Source organism: Mucilaginibacter gossypii (assembly GCF_900100945.1).
GTDB classification, from domain to species: Bacteria; Bacteroidota; Bacteroidia; order Sphingobacteriales; family Sphingobacteriaceae; genus Mucilaginibacter; species Mucilaginibacter gossypii.
In genome coordinates, this window is the sequence record NZ_FNCG01000003.1 from 499,691 (window position 1) to 517,279 (window position 17,589).

The following is a 17,589-nucleotide window of genomic DNA, read 5'->3' on the forward strand; positions in this document are numbered from 1 at the left end:
AGGTTCATGTTTATTCAGACATAGACAGCAAACCCGCATCCAGGCGGTCGCCCTGTATATTGATCTTTGACAGCTGTTCGTCGATCTCATTCAAATCTTCGGTAGTAAGTAGCAGGTCAACTGATTTAATATTGTCATCGATATAGGCGATTTTATCCATACCAGGTATCGGAACGATCCAGGACTTCTGCGCCAAAAGCCAGGCTAAAGCGATCTGAACAGGGTTCGAGTTTTTCTTAGCTGCAATATTGCGTAGCATATCTACCACAGGCATATTCGCTTTGATGTTTTCTTGGCTGAAGCGGGGGAAATTGGCCCTAAGATCTGTACTGGCGTCAAATTTTGAACTAGTATCGATAGTGCCGGTAAGAAACCCTGTACCCAATGGTCCCCACGGCACAAAGCCGATGCCCAATTCTTCGCACACAGGCAATACATCTGCTTCCGGTTCTCTCGTCCAGATGGAGTATTGATTTTGAACAGCTGCTACAGGATGTATCGCATGAGCCTTGCGAATGGTATTGGCGCTTACTTCAGAAAGTCCGTAATAACTGATCTTACCTTCCTGTATCAGGTCTTTTAATGTACCGGCGACTTCTTCAATTGGAACGGAAGGGTCAACGCGATGCTGATAGAACAGGTCAATATAATCTGTTCTTAATCTTTTGAGTGATGCCTCGGCTACCTCGCGGATGTTTTCAGGGCGGCTGTCTAATCCGGTGATTTGGTTATTTTCCAGTTTGAAGCCGAACTTTGTGGCAATGGTCACATCTTTACGGAATGGCTCTAAAGCTTCACCCACAAGTTTCTCATTAGTATAAGGCCCATAACCTTCAGCTGTATCAAAGAAAGTGATACCTCGCTCAACAGCAGCACGAATAGTAGCCAGACCATCATTGATATCGGCGGCCGGGCCGGTACCAAAACTTAAATTCATACAGCCCATACCTAACGCAGATACTTCGAGGCCGCTATTTCCTAATTTTCTTTTTATCATAATCTTGTTTTTTGCACTTGCGCGCGTTGCTGTTCTTATTATCTATTTTCCGGTTGAAGTGGACCGTAGAAGTAGGATGCCGTTGCACCACCGTCTATCAGAAAGTCAGAACCAGTAATAAAAGCGCCAGCATTGGACAATAAAAGTTCCGCAACATTTGCTACTTCGTCCGCAATTCCGGGACGTCCTGCCGGGCTTTTAGCAAACATGTTCCTATAAAAGTCTCCTCTCGGGCCATTGATCTCATCAAGCGCAAGAGGCGTAATGATAATGCCAGGTGATATTGCATTAACTCGAGCACCACGTTCGCCCCATTTTACAGCTTCCGCCATAACTCGCTTGCCGTTAGCACGTTTTGCCATCTGATAGGCGTGAAGCGTGTCTTTGATATTTTCTGGCTTAAGCAATTCAAGTTGCAAAAGTTGTTCTGTAGGTGTTGTTGCAAGCAACCTGTCCTCATCGGCGGTTAACGCGGGCATCCTGTAACCTGACTGGCTGGAGATCACAACGGCCGTACCACCGTATTTGATCACCTTGCCAAACTCCTCCAATAAAAGTGAGGTTCCGTATAAATCAACCTTTAATATTTGCTCAATGGATGCCTGACTTGGTGAAACTCCTGCTGCGTTGATGAAGATAGCAATCTCACCTTCCTTTCGGGCGGCTTTAATCAGTGACTGAACAGATTCCCGTGATGAGATGTCCACTTTAAACGGTACTACGTCAAAACCAGCCTCCGTCAGCGTTTTAGAAATTGCTTGAGCATTCTCTATTTTCCAGTCCGCTACAAAGATCTTATTACCGTAACCCATTCTGCGGGCGATGGCCATACCTAATTGACCGGCCCCGGTCAATACGATTACGTTTTTTGAATTTTTCATATTACCGTCCTTGCCTTGCTGCCAAATGTTGAGGGTAACGGGCACCAATAACTTCGATATTACCAAGTGCAATTTGTATATCATTCAGGTCCTGTTGGCTCAATTTCACACTGGCAGCAGACATATTTTCTTCCAAACGGTTGATCTTTGTGGTACCAGGAATCGGCACAATGTATGGTTTTTGTGAAAGTAGCCAGGCAATCGCTACTTGTGCATTCGTTACACCTTTCTGTTTTGCAATTTCCGCTAAAGCATCTACAATGCCTTGGTTCGCCTGCCGGTTCTCTTCTGAGAAACGGGGTACAACATTGCGGAAATCGGTCTTATCAAAGGTCGTCTTCTCATTAATCGCACCGGTCAAAAACCCTTTACCAAGTGGACTGAAAGGCACAAAACCGATTTTTAATTCTTCCAATAACGGTAAAATCTCTTTTTCAGGCTCACGCCACCAAAGTGAGTATTCGCTTTGCAACGCCGTAACGGGTAGAACGGCATGTGCTTTACGAATACTTTCGACACCGGCCTCAGACATACCGAAATGCTTAACCTTGCCTTCGGCAATCAGGTCTTTAACAGTGCCCGCAACATCTTCCATAGGTACATTCGGGTCAACACGGTGTTGGTACAACAGATCGATCCGGTCAGTCCGCAGACGTTTCAATGCCGCTTCAGTGTGCGCACGGATATTTTCAGGTCGGCTGTCAAGACCATCACTGGTTTTACCATTCTTAAAGCCAAATTTGGTTGCAATTACCACCTCATTTCGGAAAGGTTCAAGCGCTTCGCCAACGACTTCTTCGTTAAGGTAAGGGCCGTAGGCTTCTGCGGTATCAAAAAAGGTTACGCCAATTTCAAACGCATGACGGATCAAACCGATCACTTCTGTTCTTTCTGTTGCCGGGCCGTAACCGTAACTTAAACCCATGCAGCCTAAACCGAGTGTGGAAACTTCTAAGTCTTTCCCTAATATTCTTTTGTCCATAATTAAATAATTTTGTTTAAATAGATGATGGTACAAAGGTCAAGCCTATTTTTTAAGCTTAACTTATACAAAACACGGTATTGCTTACCAATTTCACCGATAGGGCACTAACGGTGGTATAAAAAGATTTTCGCTTTTTACATTTGTTCATAGAAAAGAAAAAAGACATGGAAGATATAGTTCGTTTTGAGACAGTTAAGTCCTATAATGACTTCAATAACGAAGAAACGCTGCATCCATTGGTGAGCGTAATCGACTTTTCAAAAGCGTCACCGCGCAATCGCTACAAAATGTACTTTGGGCTCTATGTAGTTATTTTAAAGGATGTCGACTGTGGCGATCTTACTTACGGTAGGGCGAATTATGACTATCAGGAAGGAACACTGGTGTTCTTTTCTCCGGGACAGGTAGCAGGAGTCCGAAAAGAGGAACTGTTTCAACCGAGCGGCCATGCGCTGGTATTCCATCCGGATTTCATCCGCGGCACTTCGCTCGGTCGTCATGTCCAGGATTATGGCTTTTTTAGCTATAACGTCAACGAAGCTTTGCATTTGTCACAGCGCGAGCGCCAAATTGTATTAGATAGCTTCAGTAAGATACGCTATGAACTCGAACACGCTATTGATAAGCATAGTAGAAAGTTAGTGATCAGCACCATAGAGTTATTTCTGAACTATTGTGTTCGCTTCTATGACCGCCAGTTTATTACGCGGGAAGATATTCATAAAGGCATTCTGGAAAAATTTGAGACGTTACTCTACAACTATTTCAGGTCAGACAATTTACAGAATATGGGATTGCCGACAGTTGGTTATTGTGCTGATAGCCTCCACCTTTCAAGTAACTATTTTGGAGAGCTCATCAAAAAGGAAACGGGAAAATCCGCGCACGACTTTATACAAGAAAAAGTCATTGACCTTGCAAAAGAAAAAATATTTGATCGAAATAAATCGGTCAGTGAGATCGCTTACGAACTAGGCTTTAGATACCCGCAACATTTTACAAGGTTATTCAAACAGAAGACTGGCACGACACCTTTAGAGTACCGTTCGCAAAACTAAAAGAATTAACACCTTTTATTAATATTCATAAAAACGGTTGTAAGGGGTTGCCAAATAAAAAAGGTGATTAATCGATTGCCTATCTATAAGGGCGCTCTGTAGCTGACACCCGGAGCACTTTTTTGATTGAAAAAATCCCAGTTTAATTATAAGCATTTAGGTAAGCTAGTCATGCAAGATCAGCTACCAATTCTCAATTTGCCTCTATTTGTCAGTTTTGTTAAATAAATAGGTATTCCCCTTTTGTATTAAAGTGAAACGTCTTTTATCCGGTTCAAATTGAAAGGTGGCGTCGGCAGAAGCATAAACAAATTTATTGTCACCTTTGGCTTCCATGGGAAATGCACTTTGACCCGAGGCTTGCGCAAACAGCGTGATGTCTTTTTTTGTTATAGTAATTTTCAAGGGTATTTGTGTACTGGAATATTCCCCGACATATTTATCAAGTTCAGCTGAGTTTAATGTAATTGTTTTGAACTCTGGAATAGTAAACGACTTATTAAAATATATATTCAATGCTCCCATGACTACATCATTATATGAGTATCGTGTTCCATTGGAAGTGTAAGCTATTGCTATCTTCTCTTTCGGTAAATATAAAAGCAAACTTAAAAACCCGTCGATGCCTCCGGAATGTCCATAGCCTTTTATATCATAAAAAGGCATAGCAAACATGGCCATACCATAACTGTCCCTCATCGTTGTCATTAGCTCTAAGTTGGCGGCACTAATAAGTTTGCCTTCGAAAAGTGCATTTATAAATTTAACCAGATCGGCGGGCGTAGAAACAATAGCACCGGCACCGCCCGGAATACTCATATCTGTTTCCGGCATTTGTGTCCACTGTCCTTGGTAAATGTAGGAGTATGCTTCGTTTTTGGTTGAATTGGCTTTAGTGCCGTAATAAGTTTGTTTCAAGCCTATTTTTGAAGTGACCCGTTTCTTTAATTCTTCGCCATACGTTTTACCTGTCAATTTTTCAATAATATAACCCAGTAATACAAAGTTAGTATTGCTGTATTCGGCCTTTAAATCCGGTTCAAAATCGGATTTTTGTCTGCTAAAGATGGCAATCATTTCAGCTTCAGACTTAGGCTGCCCATATAAGTGGAATAAAGTGAGTCGCTCGTAAAATTATGAAGCCCGCTACGGTGGTCAAGCATTTCCCTTATATTGATCTTACTTGCATTGGGAAGCTGTGGGAAATAACGTGCCAAAGGTGTTTCAAAGCTAAGCTTACCTTCATCTATCAACTGAAAGATCATAACAGCAGTAAACATCTTAGTGATAGAGCCTACCCGGTATTTTGTATCAATGGTAGCAGGTGTTTTTGCCCCTTTGTTTATTTGGCTAAAACCGATAGCGTTTTGATAAACCAACACTCCATTCGCGGATATGGCGATATTGCCCATGCTTTGGTCATTCTTATTCAGCGCTACAAAAAAGCTGTCTAACTTGGCTTTATTGAAAGTTTGTGCTTGAGTGCAACTTTGTAAAATAAGAAAAAGCAAGAAGCGATACGCTTTTTTTTGAATCATTGTGAAAATGTTTAGACAATTAAAGATAGAATTTATAGAGATATAACGAACAAGGTTAACATCGCATTTTTACAATAAATAAAAAACTATGATCTTTCGCCTTGAAGCTTCTACTTTAATCTGATAGACAAGGGGAGAAGCTTTTCAAAATTCAATTTTGTTAGCAGGTGAACTAAATTTATTGAATTTGAAGCCATAAAAAAAGTTGCCAATAAAATTGACAACTTGCCTAAAAAAGTGACCCCGGAGAGATTCGAACTCTCGACCCAATGATTAAGAGTCATTTGCTCTACCAGCTGAGCTACGGAGTCATATGTACCAGCTTTTGCCGGGTTGCAAATATGCAAATTATTTTCTTTTTCAGCAGGCGGAATTACTCATAGTTAACAATTATTTTAATCTGCTTATTGTAAAATTAAAGGTTGGAGTAATAACCCGCTTTCATCTTCCTGGTGTTCATTTTATTCCCGGCTCGGCCAAAAAAGTTAATTATAGCAACTTCCTAACAAAATGTTAGTTTTTTTGTTGGAATTTTAACAAAAGCTACTTAAATTGTAAAACTTAATATCTATCTCTCATGAAAAAAAGAAAATTACTTAAAATTAACAAGCTCCTATATGAAAGCGTTGTTAAAGATTTTATTGCCCAAAACGGTTTAAATGTTCAATATTCGTACACTAAAGATCATTTTTATCTGTTTAGCGACGAATCTACTATTAATCAGCTCGAAACGCAGGCCTCCGGGTTTAACTTATTATAAGTTATAAAATATAAAGGCCCGGTAGTATTATGCTACCAGGCCTCATATATTCCCTTACCAGTTATTATACAGCAGCGTATAAATCTTCCTGTTGTTTTTGCACTACAGGGCTGTTGATATATTCATCATAGGTCATGAGTTTATCAATGTAACCACCTGGTGTTAACTCAATAATCCGATTGGCTACCGTTTCAACCAGTTCATGATCCCGTGAGGTGAACAGGATTGTGCCGCGGAAATCTTTCATACCATTATTAAGCGCTGTAATCGATTCCAGGTCGAGGTGGTTGGTTGGTTCATCAAACATCAGCAGGTTGGCTTGCTGCAGCATCATACGGCTAAACATGCAGCGCATTTTTTCGCCACCCGATAGCACACTGCATTTTTTCATAACTTCCTCACCCGAAAATAGCATACGGCCTAAGAAGCCGCGGATAAATTGATCGTCTTTTTCGCCAGGCGAATATTCGCGCAGCCAATCAATCAGGTTGTCGCTTTTGCCATCGAAGTATTCGCTGCTGTCGTTAGGGATATCAGCCGCGTTAATTGTCACACCCCATTTAAAGGTGCCTGTAAAATCTCTATCGCGGCCTGTTAAAATATTATAGAAAGCGGTAGTTGCCAAACTGTTTTGCGACAGGATAGAAATTTTATCGCCTTTGTTTACAGTGAAGGTGATATTATTGAACAGCACCTCACCATTAAGGGTTTTGCCCAGGTTTTCAACGGTCAGGATCTGATCGCCGGCTTCACGGCCCAGGTTGTTGAATATAATACCCGGATATTTACGGTTTGATGGCTGAATTTCATCCAGGTTGATTTTATCCAATGCTTTTTTACGGCTGGTTGCCTGTTTTGATTTGGACGCATTGGCACTAAACCTGCGGATAAACTCCTGAAGCTCTTTAACTTTATCTTCGGCTTTCTTATTTTGTTCGGCACGTTGTTTAAGGGCCAATTGGCTCGATTCGTACCAGAAGGTATAGTTACCTGTATAAATGGTCATTTTGCCAAAATCAATATCTACTACGTGGGTACATACAGTATCCAGGAAGTGCCTGTCGTGCGATACTACCAGTACAATAGCTTCATATGACGCAAGGAAATCTTCCAGCCAGCTAATGGTGTGGATGTCCAAATCGTTGGTAGGCTCATCAAGCAGCAGTATATCTGGCTTGCCAAAAAGTGCCTGGGCTAATAAAACACGTACTTTTTGGGTGTTATCAAGGTCTTTAACCAGTTGATAATGAAATTCTTCTTTAATGCCAAGGTTGCTGAGCAGGGTAGCGGCATTGCTTTCGGCATTCCAGCCGTCCATTTCGGCAAAAAGGTTTTCCAGTTCACCCGCGCGTTCGCCATCGGCATCGCTAAAATCTTCTTTAAGATAAATAGCGTCTTTCTCCTTCATTACGGCGTACATTTCCTTATGGCCCATCATCACCGTTTCGATAACTGTGAATTCGTCAAAAGCGTAATGGTTTTGGCTCAAAACAGCCATGCGTTCGCCGGGAGTGAAGCTCACCGAGCCGCTGGTTGGGTCAATATCGCCCGAAAGAATTTTCAGGAATGTTGACTTACCCGCGCCATTGGCGCCAATAATACCATAACAGTTGCCCTGTGTAAATTTCAGGTTTACGTCTTCAAACAAAGTACGCTTACCGTAACGTAAAGAAAGATTGGATACCGTGATCATGCTGCACCTCTAATTTGGCGCAAAAGTACGGTAAAATCTTCATTTTAACGATATATGGTGCTGATATTATGGATGGGGATTTTTTGAGCAGCAATTTTCCCCATAAATTAAATCCATGGGTATACAATTACACAGAAATGATAATGTAGTGTAAACTAAAAGTATATTTAATACGTTTAATCGCTATATCTAACCAGTTATAATATAATGGTACAGCCTTTGACTAACATACAGTGTAACAATTTATTTAAATTATTTAACAATGGTCATGGGAGCATTAATTATAGGTTTAATTATCATCAATGTGGTAATAGCCATCAACAATACACAAAAGCGCAAAGTATATTAAAAATATATTAATTATAAGCTTTAGGGCAACGCTTTAAGCTTTGTTTAAAATATTAAATAAGCTTTGCGTTTCATGATCGGCCAATTTTTGAAGCGGACCTGATGCCAGCATTTTCATCATCATGCTAAGCTCTGCGCCAATGGTGAATAAAATATCAGTATGGTCGTTATTAAAAGATAACGACCATTTTAGTTCCAGGTCAAATGGTGGTTTCTCAGCAGGTATGATCCTTACCATCTGGTTGGGCACACGCTCCTCAATTTTCAAAGCAAGCTTGGCCATATTCTGGATACTGAAACGGGCTTCATCCCGGGTGGATGTCCATTCCTGGATATTATCAGGCATCAGTTGCCGGTGATTATTAAAATCGGCCAGGAAATCGTAAACCTCCGTTAAAGGCTTGTTAATACTTATCGTACTGGTGAATGTATTCATGGATAGATTTGAGATATTAGATTTGAGATTTGAGACAAATTACGCTGACGAACAATCTAAAAATCAGCGCAATCATCGAAATCAAAAAAATCAACGGTCTTAACTTGCAGCCATTTCGCCCCAGGTTGATGGGTTTTCGCGCCACTGCCTGAGCAGGTTTACATCTTTTTCATTAATGAATTGATGTTCTTCCGCGTATTTAATAAGCGCGTTATAGTTTGACAGGGTTACGTATGGGCAGTTGGCCTGTTTAAAGTTTTCGTCGGCAATATCAAAGCCATAAGTAAATATAGCTGCCAAGCCTGCAACGTCATAACCTGCGGCACGCAACGCTTCAACGGCCTGCAGACTGCTTTTACCGGTTGAAAGCAGATCCTCGATAACCACAACCCGCTTGCCTGAAGTAGTAGCGGCATCGCCCTCAATCATGCTACCTGTGCCATGCTCCTTAGGTTTTGAACGTACATAAATAAATGGAAGGCCTAATTCCTGGGCTACTAATGCACCTTGCGGTATACCTGCAGTTGCCACACCCGCAATGCAGCCAACCGACCCGAATTTATCCTGTATGGCTGCGACTAATTGCTGCCTGATGTAAGTGCGGATAGTTGGATGAGAAAGTGTAACACGGTTATCGCAGTAAATTGGAGATTTCCAGCCCGATGCCCATGTAAAAGGATTATTGGGTTGTAATTTAATTGCTTTAATTTGCAGCAGGAATTCGGCTACTTGTTGTTCGATCTCATTATTAGTAAACATGGCTCAAAAATACAGAATTTATATTAACGAAAAGGTTATCCTGCTCACAGAATCTGAACCAAAGCATGCAGATAATTTTGAAAGGCTTGATGCAGAGACCTTTGACCTTAAAATTATATATACCTGGATCCTCGCTAATCCTAACAAATTGTTCTACATAAAAACAGCAAACGCTAAGGTGTATCTTAAAGCTATTAAAAAGAATATTACACTTATTGAAGCGGCAGGCGGCCTGGTTATGAACACTAAGGGGCAATATTTATTCATTTATCGTAATGATAAATGGGACCTGCCCAAAGGCAAAATAGAAAAAGAGGAAAAAGTGAAAGAAGCGGCAGTGCGTGAGGTAGAGGAGGAGTGCGGTATAAAAGTGAGCGAACTAGGAGAAAAAATTTGTAAAACATACCATGTATATGTTAACCGCGGCGAGGTAGTGCTTAAGAAAACGCATTGGTTTGCCATGACAAGTAAGGGTAAAGAAAAGCTAAAACCTCAAAAAGAAGAGGGTATTACCGATGTGCGCTGGTTTGAACACCATCATATTGAACCAATAATTGAAAACACCTTTCCATCTATTATGGATGTGTTGCATAAGGAAAAGCTGGTTACAAATAAGGTAATGCCTCTTTCGGAATAAACTGGCTTACATCGCCATTATAGCGGATAATTTCGCGCACAATGGTTGAACTGATGGATGAATAGCCTGGTTTGCTTACAATAAATATGCTTTCGATGTCGGGTGCCAGCGAATGGTTCATCTGGGCAATCGCTTTTTCATACTCAAAGTCTGATACCGTACGGATTCCCCTGATCATGTAAGCGGCGCCTATGCTTTTGCAAAAATCGACAGTAAGGCCTTCATAGGCTATCACGTGGATCCGTTCATCATGCTCAAAAACCGCCCTGATCATTTGTTCGCGCTGTTCAACACTCAGCAACCCCTTTTTGCTGCTGTTTACGCCGATACCTATGTAAAGCTTGTCAAAAAGCTCAACAGATCGTTTCACAATATCAACGTGAGCTTTAGTAAGCGGATCAAATGAACCTGGAAAAAGGGCTGTCTTCATGCAGTAAAATTAATGAATAGTTGATTGGGTTCTTTAAATGAACAGTTGTTTTTTGCCTTTTATCGGCATTATTTAATTAGCGACTTTATATCTGACAAGTTGAACCATTCATTTGATCACTCCCCCCCTAAACCAGCGAAGCCAACTGAGCATACTGCAAAAGCATAATTGTTTTGCCATCTTTTATTTCCCCGGTTTTTACCATTTGCAGGGCTTCGCTGAATGGCAGCTCTAAAACTTCAATATTTTCATTTTCGTGGGCGAGCCCACCGCCATCGCTAACTTTCATTTCTTTGGCATATTCGGCAACAAAAAAGTAAAGGATTTCGGTAACAGAACCCGGCGACATATAAGCTTCAAAAACCTTTTTAACATCCGTTATTTTATAGCCGGTTTCTTCCTCGGTTTCCTTACGGATGCAATCTTCCGGATTATCCTTATCAAGCAAGCCGGCACAACATTCAATCAGCATTCCATCGGGGTTGCCGTTGATATAGGTGGGCAGCCTGAATTGCCTGGTTAATATTACAGATGATTGTGCTTTATTATAAAGCAAAATGGTTGCGCCGTTGCCGCGGTCATAAGCTTCACGGCTTTGCACAGCGGTATTACCGTCTTTTTCCGTAACCTCGTAAGTTACTTTTTTAAGGATGTACCAGTTATCTGATAAAATATCGGTATTAAGAATTTTGATCTGAATCATTTTTTTTGATCGTTTATGATTGATAATGATTATTTTTGAACGAAAATAGGATTAATAAAATGAACTTTCCAAAAAGAAAACAAAAAATAATTGAGCAGCTCAGTCAAAGCGGAGAGGTTGATATAAAGCAATTGGCTGCCGAACTGAATATTTCAGAAATTACAGCACGGCGCGACCTGAACCAGTTAGCAGCCGATGGATTGCTTTACCGTACTCATGGAGGAGCAACAAAAGTTAATCCTCACGAAAGGCCACATAGCTTTGTGAATAAAAGCGCTCAAAACGCAACTGTTAAAGATGCCATTTGCCGCAGGGCCGCATCACAAATCCATAACGGGGATGTTATTTTTATGGATTGCGGGAGTACTGTTTTTAGGTTATGCCAGTTCATTAAAAACAAGAAGATAAAGGTGATAACAAATTCATTACCTGTAGTATATGAGTTGCAGGATAGCGCTGTGAGTGTTAATATAATAGGAGGGGAGCTGGATAAAGAGCGACAGGCTGTACATGGAACTACAGCTATTGAGCATATTCAAAAGTATAGGGCAACCAAAGCTTTTTTGGGCGTTGACGGTATTTCGGAAGCAGGATTGTTTGCCAATAGTGAATATGAAGCATCCATTACAACAGCTTTCGCCGCAAACAGCGCGTTTATCTATATTCTGTGTGATGCCAGCAAAATAAGCAAGGAAACCTACCTTAATTTTGCAGGCTTAGATATCATCAACGCGATCATTACCGATGCAGATCCTGAGCGGTTAAAGGGCTTTAAAGAAAGCGGGGTAGTTATTTTAAAGGCAGGTATCTAAACCGGTCTGAAAAACGAAAATGACGAATGCCCGTATTTTCTTTGTTCAATAAAAGCGGGATGATTGCTCAAATTTTGCAGGGACTGGTGTTCAACAATCAACAGGCCATCAGGTTTAAGCAGGTTCTTTTCAAAAATAACTTTTGGCAAATCGGGGATCCTGTTTAGGTCATAGGGCGGGTCGGCGAATATCAGATCGTATTGTTCCGTTTCAACATTTAGGTATTTGAATACATCTTCGCGGTAAGTTTTTATTTGCGCAAGCTTATGCTGCCGCGAGGTATCTTTAAGATAATTAACGCAATGAATACTCCTGTCGACAGATATAACTTCCGAAGCGCCGCGTGAAGCAAATTCAAGCGATATGTTGCCGGTTCCGCTAAACAGGTCAAGTACTTTAATGCATTCAAACTCAATTTGGTTAAGCAGGATATTAAATAAAGCTTCTTTTGCCAAATCGGTTGTAGGACGAACAGGAAGATTTTTTGGCGGATTAAGCCTTAAGCCTTTTAAACTGCCTCCGATAATGCGCATAATGAAAGAGCCGCTATTGATAACACCCTGTGAGCAACAACCTCCGCGGGTAATTGTAATACCTGTAAATTATTGACTTCGGCCACGTTAAAAAATTCGGCCAGGCGGCTTAATCCTTTACTGCCGGCATCAATGTTACCGCTTACATATAAGCTGGTATGTTTAGCTTCGAGGTTAAGTTCATTAGCAACCAGTACAGTAAAGTAAACCAGTTCATCATTGCCATTAAAATCAAATGAGTTATAGAAACGCAGTTTGCCTGATGCAAAATGAGCTATCTCCAGCTTTTCTTTTTCAATATTGAGGTAAAGGCAGTCGTTGCCGGGATTGTTTTGGGCAATGGCAGTTAACCAGCCTTTTGATGTAAAAACGGTATTACGGATGCCAAATTCTTCTGCGGTACTCACAATGGCTTCGCTGGTATTGTATATGATGATGTTTTCCTTATCTAATACCTGGGCTATAACTTTGCTGTCGGCTCTCACATCCAGGAAACGGGCCAGGTTCGGCAGGCGCTCACCGCTAAACAATTCTGCCGGCACCAGCGTAAAACTGTGAGCAGGTAAACCGATAATCATTTGCCCGTACTTGGCCGACAGCAGGTCAAGCAATTCCTGCGGATCGCTTAGCTCGTCAAACGGATAATTTTCGGCCCAGGCTATTAGCTTGCCGTTATTACTTATGGCGTACGAAAACGATTTGTCTTCAACCTGTATTAATAAAGTATAATCCTCAGTTTTATCTAAACTAAAGTTATCATCGTGGTAAGTATAATTGTGTTCGTTCATACCGGTTTTAACAAAAGTAATATTTTTTGGCAGATACAGTAATTACCGCAGCCCAAATTGGTATGCTGTTATAAAATGCGGGTTAATATCATCAGGATGATAAAGATCAAAATCGGCAATCCTACAGGCTTAGGATAATAATCATTATCCGGAAAATATCTCCTGAAAAAAAACTGGCTTAGAATTAAAGCACCAATCAGGCCAAAACCTATGTTAAGGCCTGCTACCGAAAGCATTGCTGTAACCTGTGCGGCCGTTGGCTGGCCACCTTTAGCCGTTACGTTCATGGCGTCAACAACCTGTTGCAGGTCAACGCCCGAATGCATGATAACAAAGTAGGAGAGATAGGAAAAAAATAATACAAAGGCCAGCACCACCGGAACCGCCTTTCTGTAACCTGCATTGTATAAATTGATAACCAGCAGCACCCCGCCAAATATCAGGTTAAAAAACGAAAACCAAAATATCGCCCTTTTGGAGTAAATATCTACATAATCGTCTTCGCTGTATTTTTCTTCCTCTTTGTTTTCGTCAAATTCCATGGGTCAAATGTAAAACTAATCTTACTGAATTAAATTACTTATCATCATTTTTGCAGGGTGTCAAGTCCCGATCATATCCGCCAGTCATTCCCGCATGAGCCAACAGGTCAGCAAACAGAACTTTTTAGCAAGCTGCATGCCTTTTTAAAAAGCACCGAAGGCGACGAATGCTTTATTCTGAAAGGCTATGCCGGCACCGGGAAAACAACTATAGTAGGTGCGCTGGTAAAGGCACTGAGGCATTATAACTATAAAGCCGTGCTGCTTGCCCCAACCGGACGTGCCGCCAAGGTCATTACCAATTATTCCGGGCGCAAAGCTTTTACAATTCATAAGCGCATCTACCGTAAAAAATCGGCTTTAACAATCGATGATGGTTTTGCCCTTGCTGATAACCTGGCCAGCGATACGCTTTTTATTGTTGATGAGGCCTCCATGATCTCGGATGAGGCCATGGGCAGCAATCACGTGTCATTATTATTTGATTTACTAAGATATGTTTATAATGATAAAAACTGCAAGCTGATACTGGTAGGTGATACCGCACAGTTACCGCCTGTAGGAGCCGACGATAGCCCTGCGCTTGACGTGCAGCTCATGGGCGATAAATTTGGCCTGTCGATATTCAGTTATGAGCTTACCGAGGTTTTGCGCCAGCAAAAGAATTCGGGTATCTTATATAATGCCACCAATATCCGCGATCTGATCCGTGAGGAGATCATAGAAATCCCTAAAATTGTAACCAAGGGATTTAAAGATGTTTTCAGGATGACCGGTGAGCGATTACCCGAAGGGTTGGAGTACGCTTACCGTAAATACGGCTATGACCGCACACTTATCATTTGCCGCTCAAACAAAAATGCCAATTTGTATAACGGGCAAATTCGAAACCGCATTTTATACCGGGAGGAGGAGCTTACCGGCGGCGATCAGATCATGATAGTGAAGAACAATTACTTTTGGCTGCAGGATAAAGATGAAAATAGTACCGCGTTTATTGCCAACGGCGATATTGCCCGCATAGTAAAAGTACGCCGCACCGAAGAGATGTATGGTTTTCGTTTTGCCGATGTGCAGCTGGAATTTATTGACTATGCCGAAGACCCAACCCTTGATTGTAAGGTTTTGCTTGATACGCTTTATGCTGATTCGCCCGCGTTAAGTCAGGACGATCAGAAACGGTTTTACCAGGAAGTAATGAAGGATTATGAACATTTACCTAATAAAAGGACCATGCACAATGAGCTAAAGCTCAATCCTTATTACAATGCCTTGCAAATAAAATTTGCCTATGCCATTACCTGCCATAAAGCCCAGGGCGGCCAATGGGATGCTGTTTTTGTCGATCAGGGCTATGTAACCGATGAAATGATCAATATGGATTTTCTGCGGTGGTTTTATACCGCGCTCACCCGAGCTACCACCGAATTATTTTTGGTTAATTTTGATAGCAGGTTTTATAAATTAAAGGAAGAATAATCTTCAAAGATAAATTTACTTTTATCAATACAAACTATTGATAATTAGTATTTTAATTGTTAATATTAGCAATTAAAAACCGGTATCATGAACCTAAACTTAAAACTCGAAAGAAAAATCAAAACCAAACAATCAACCATTGGCGAACTATCAATAAATGGCGCCTTCGAATGTTTTATACTGGAGGACGTAGATAGAGGGCTAAATAGCGGTATGAGCCTTGCCCAAATTGCATCAATAAAAATTAAAACGCAAACAGCCATCCCTACAGGAACTTATAATGTAGTCAAATTTTTCAGCCCCAAACACAACGAAAACCTGCCATTATTAGAGAATGTACCCGGTTTCGCCGGAATTGAGATCCATGTTGGCAATTTTGCCAAGGACACCGACGGCTGCCTTCTCCCTGGTGAAGATAAAGGCGTTGATGCTGTTCTGCATAGTACAATGGCTACAGCTAAACTCAACACAAAGATTTTTGAGGCCCTTAAGGCGGGAAGTACCGTGACCATTGAGGTTATTTAATATAGCAAATTATAAATGCTTGAAGGTGAAATGACGCATCTACGCCGTTATGCTGAGTGATTAAAATCCATGGGCTATGAAGGTTAGATGACAAAGAGGGACTGTCAGTCTGAGCCCGTCGAAGACTCGTGCGCAGAGGCCCTGTCCGCCATACTTCGACGGGCCCAGTATGACACCCTTTTTAGTGGTCATTTGAGAAGACTACCTTGGATAAACAAAGACTTGTTTAATATTCTAAAACGAATTAACTGCCGGCAAGGTGATCCTGAATGTTGAACCCTGTCCCTCGGTGCTGGTAACGCTGATAGTGCCTTTATGCTTTTCAATGATCTGGCGTACAATACTCAACCCAAGCCCGGTCGACTTTTCGCCGCGTAAACCGGCTCGGCCTGCTTTTGAAAATTGGTTAAAAATTTCCGGCAGCATATTGGCAGGGATGCCCATGCCGTAATCCTGAACTTCAATAACTACCGTATCATTTAGTTTAAGCAGGCGCACATCCACATTATCCCGGTCTTTAGAAAATTTCACCGCATTGCTGATCAGGTTATCAATAACCCGGTGAAATTTTTCGTGATTTATGAGCGCATGGGCAACACTTACCGAACTGCTGAAAAGTACATTAACTTTATTACCCAGCTGTAATTTCCATTCGCCCACTATGTTGTTAAGCCATTGGTTAAGCTCGATATCTTGAGTTTCAATAACCGCTATGTTCTCGTTTCGGGCTGCTTCCAGTAAGTCATCAATAATACTCCGCGCTTTTACGCAGGATGCCTTCATCATATTGATGTTGTCTTGTGTCTCCTCATCTACCTCATCAAGTTCCATCATCATGGCAATTGATTCAACAGCAGCTATCGGGTTACGCAGGTCATGTGCAACCATACCCAAAACCTGGTTTTTAAACTCGCTTGCTTTTTCAATTTCCGAGTTTTTTTCGCGGATTTCTATCAGCTGAAAATAATAGTTGGCTTTGTAGGAAAAAAAGTACCTTGATATAAAATAAAAGCCGGAAAGTAAGATAGCTGAGATCAACTGGTTATACAACATATCCGTAGCCGGCGTTTCACTGTAAAATAGCAGGGAAGTAAAAAAAAGCTCAATAGCAATAAGCAGCAATACGGTTTCATAGTATTCAAAAACAATTATCACGCTGATCAAGCTTAATGCAACAAGGTATAAGGTGAGGGCATTACTCGGATTAGAGGTGGCTATAAAGCTGGAATACATGCCGCAAACAATAATATAAAGCGCAAACAAAAATACAAGCAATGACATGCCTGTTGTAGCTTTTTTATGGCTTTTGAAACTAACGATAAAAAGGTTACTGGCTATCAGGAAAACAGGAGTTATAATAATGAAAACCCAGTTGCTGAAATTAAACTCGGGAAAGTTTTGAGCTTTCGTTAAGCTAATGGGGAATACAAGATAAAGGATCCGGATAATTACATTAAGCAATAAAAATACTATACTGGCACCCCTTATGGCCACCAGGTTTTGGTAAGTATAATGCAAACGGTATTGCGACCGGTATTTTACCGGGAGACTGTTAAAAAAGAAATGGGTGTTCAATTAAATTTTATGGGTTAAACAAAATTATAAAAATATTTTCAAATAATGTAACAGAAATGTGACAAGGTATAGTTAACCCTTTTACGAAATATTCGGTCAATGAAAATATA

20 protein-coding genes and 1 tRNA gene are annotated in these 17,589 nt (G+C 41.1%); 6 read left to right on the plus strand and 15 right to left on the minus strand.

Annotated features, from left to right (window positions below; all coding sequences use genetic code 11):
• Positions 1-10: 10 nt before the first annotated feature.
• Genes BLS28_RS08235 through BLS28_RS08245 form a run of 3 tightly spaced genes read right to left on the minus strand, consistent with a single transcriptional unit; the run spans position 11 to position 2,860 of the window.
• Positions 11-997 (minus strand): aldo/keto reductase, encoded by a 987-nt coding sequence (locus tag BLS28_RS08235; protein WP_091164490.1) that lies wholly within the window; start codon positions 995-997, stop codon positions 11-13.
• A gap of 38 nt (positions 998-1,035) precedes the next feature.
• Positions 1,036-1,878 carry an SDR family oxidoreductase gene (locus BLS28_RS08240; protein WP_091164494.1) on the minus strand — a complete coding sequence of 281 codons (843 nt, stop codon included), beginning with the start codon at positions 1,876-1,878 and terminating at the stop codon, positions 1,036-1,038.
• A 1-nt stretch (position 1,879) separates the two neighbouring features.
• A complete protein-coding gene (locus tag BLS28_RS08245; protein ID WP_091164497.1) occupies positions 1,880-2,860 on the minus strand; it encodes an aldo/keto reductase in 981 nt (326 codons plus the stop codon).
• A gap of 167 nt (positions 2,861-3,027) precedes the next feature.
• Here BLS28_RS08245 and BLS28_RS08250 point away from each other — a divergent pair, with 167 nt between their 5' ends.
• Positions 3,028-3,921, plus strand: a complete 894-nt coding sequence (locus tag BLS28_RS08250) for a helix-turn-helix domain-containing protein (protein WP_091164500.1) — start codon at positions 3,028-3,030, stop codon at positions 3,919-3,921.
• Positions 3,922-4,125: 204 nt separating this feature from the next.
• Here BLS28_RS08250 and BLS28_RS08255 read toward each other — a convergent pair whose 3' ends face one another.
• The 3 genes from BLS28_RS08255 to BLS28_RS08265 form a co-directional block, all read right to left on the minus strand.
• A complete protein-coding gene (locus BLS28_RS08255; RefSeq protein ID WP_091164503.1) occupies positions 4,126-4,998 on the minus strand; it encodes a serine hydrolase domain-containing protein in 873 nt (290 codons plus the stop codon).
• Positions 4,995-5,459 carry a serine hydrolase domain-containing protein gene (locus BLS28_RS08260; protein ID WP_091164507.1) on the minus strand — a complete coding sequence of 155 codons (465 nt, stop codon included), beginning with the start codon at positions 5,457-5,459 and terminating at the stop codon, positions 4,995-4,997. The genes BLS28_RS08255 and BLS28_RS08260 overlap by 4 nt, the downstream gene beginning before the upstream one ends.
• 238 nt (positions 5,460-5,697) lie before the next feature.
• A tRNA-Lys gene (locus BLS28_RS08265) sits at positions 5,698-5,770 on the minus strand.
• Between the two features lie 266 nt (positions 5,771-6,036).
• Here BLS28_RS08265 and BLS28_RS08275 point away from each other — a divergent pair.
• Positions 6,037-6,219 (plus strand): hypothetical protein, encoded by a 183-nt coding sequence (locus BLS28_RS08275; protein WP_091164514.1) that lies wholly within the window; start codon positions 6,037-6,039, stop codon positions 6,217-6,219.
• Between the two features lie 64 nt (positions 6,220-6,283).
• Here the strand turns inward: BLS28_RS08275 and BLS28_RS08280 are convergent, their stop codons facing one another.
• From BLS28_RS08280 to pyrE, 3 genes are all read right to left on the minus strand, one after another.
• Positions 6,284-7,912 carry an ABC-F family ATP-binding cassette domain-containing protein gene (locus tag BLS28_RS08280; RefSeq protein ID WP_091164517.1) on the minus strand — a complete coding sequence of 543 codons (1,629 nt, stop codon included), beginning with the start codon at positions 7,910-7,912 and terminating at the stop codon, positions 6,284-6,286.
• Between the two features lie 382 nt (positions 7,913-8,294).
• Positions 8,295-8,696: an orotate phosphoribosyltransferase gene (locus tag BLS28_RS08285; protein WP_091164520.1), complete on the minus strand. Its 402-nt coding sequence runs from the start codon at positions 8,694-8,696 to the stop codon at positions 8,295-8,297.
• A 99-nt stretch (positions 8,697-8,795) separates the two neighbouring features.
• Positions 8,796-9,455, minus strand: a complete 660-nt coding sequence (gene pyrE, locus BLS28_RS08290) for an orotate phosphoribosyltransferase (protein WP_091164523.1) — start codon at positions 9,453-9,455, stop codon at positions 8,796-8,798.
• Between pyrE and BLS28_RS08295 the strand changes: the two genes are divergently transcribed.
• On the plus strand, positions 9,454-10,092 hold the full coding sequence (locus BLS28_RS08295; RefSeq protein ID WP_091164526.1) for an NUDIX domain-containing protein: 639 nt from the start codon (positions 9,454-9,456) through the stop codon (positions 10,090-10,092). The two genes, pyrE and BLS28_RS08295, sit on opposite strands and share 2 nt — an antisense overlap.
• Here BLS28_RS08295 and coaD read toward each other — a convergent pair.
• Positions 10,061-10,522: a pantetheine-phosphate adenylyltransferase gene (gene coaD, locus BLS28_RS08300; protein ID WP_091164529.1), complete on the minus strand. Its 462-nt coding sequence runs from the start codon at positions 10,520-10,522 to the stop codon at positions 10,061-10,063. The genes BLS28_RS08295 and coaD overlap by 32 nt on opposite strands.
• A 127-nt stretch (positions 10,523-10,649) precedes the next feature.
• Entirely contained in the window at positions 10,650-11,225 is a 576-nt protein-coding gene (gene nudK / locus BLS28_RS08305; protein ID WP_091164533.1) for a GDP-mannose pyrophosphatase NudK, read from the minus strand.
• Positions 11,226-11,284: 59 nt separating this feature from the next.
• Here nudK and BLS28_RS08310 point away from each other — a divergent pair, with 59 nt between their 5' ends.
• Entirely contained in the window at positions 11,285-12,037 is a 753-nt protein-coding gene (locus BLS28_RS08310; RefSeq protein ID WP_091164536.1) for a DeoR/GlpR family DNA-binding transcription regulator, read from the plus strand.
• On the opposite strand, the gene rsmD is transcribed toward BLS28_RS08310, so the two are convergent.
• From rsmD to BLS28_RS08325, 3 genes are all read right to left on the minus strand, one after another.
• Positions 12,034-12,570 carry a 16S rRNA (guanine(966)-N(2))-methyltransferase RsmD gene (gene rsmD, locus BLS28_RS08315; protein ID WP_091164540.1) on the minus strand — a complete coding sequence of 179 codons (537 nt, stop codon included), beginning with the start codon at positions 12,568-12,570 and terminating at the stop codon, positions 12,034-12,036. The genes BLS28_RS08310 and rsmD overlap by 4 nt on opposite strands.
• Complete coding sequence (locus BLS28_RS08320) at positions 12,546-13,358, minus strand: DUF3822 family protein (RefSeq protein WP_091164544.1); 813 nt, start codon at positions 13,356-13,358, stop codon at positions 12,546-12,548. Before BLS28_RS08320 ends, rsmD begins: the two co-directional genes overlap by 25 nt.
• Before the next feature lie 68 nt (positions 13,359-13,426).
• Positions 13,427-13,900, minus strand: coding sequence for a hypothetical protein (locus tag BLS28_RS08325; RefSeq protein ID WP_091164548.1), 474 nt, complete (start codon positions 13,898-13,900; stop codon positions 13,427-13,429).
• A 57-nt stretch (positions 13,901-13,957) separates the two neighbouring features.
• On the opposite strand from BLS28_RS08325, the gene BLS28_RS08330 reads away from it, so the two are divergent.
• Together BLS28_RS08330 and BLS28_RS08335 are read left to right on the plus strand one after the other, a co-directional pair.
• The gene (locus BLS28_RS08330) at positions 13,958-15,379 is read left to right on the plus strand and encodes an ATP-dependent DNA helicase (RefSeq protein WP_091164553.1); all 1,422 of its coding nucleotides are present in this window, start codon (positions 13,958-13,960) and stop codon (positions 15,377-15,379) included.
• Positions 15,380-15,466: 87 nt separating this feature from the next.
• Positions 15,467-15,904: a DUF5675 family protein gene (locus BLS28_RS08335; protein ID WP_091164557.1), complete on the plus strand. Its 438-nt coding sequence runs from the start codon at positions 15,467-15,469 to the stop codon at positions 15,902-15,904.
• A gap of 234 nt (positions 15,905-16,138) precedes the next feature.
• Here BLS28_RS08335 and BLS28_RS08340 read toward each other — a convergent pair whose 3' ends face one another.
• Positions 16,139-17,479, minus strand: a complete 1,341-nt coding sequence (locus BLS28_RS08340) for a sensor histidine kinase (protein WP_091164560.1) — start codon at positions 17,477-17,479, stop codon at positions 16,139-16,141.
• Positions 17,480-17,589: the final 110 nt, after the last annotated feature.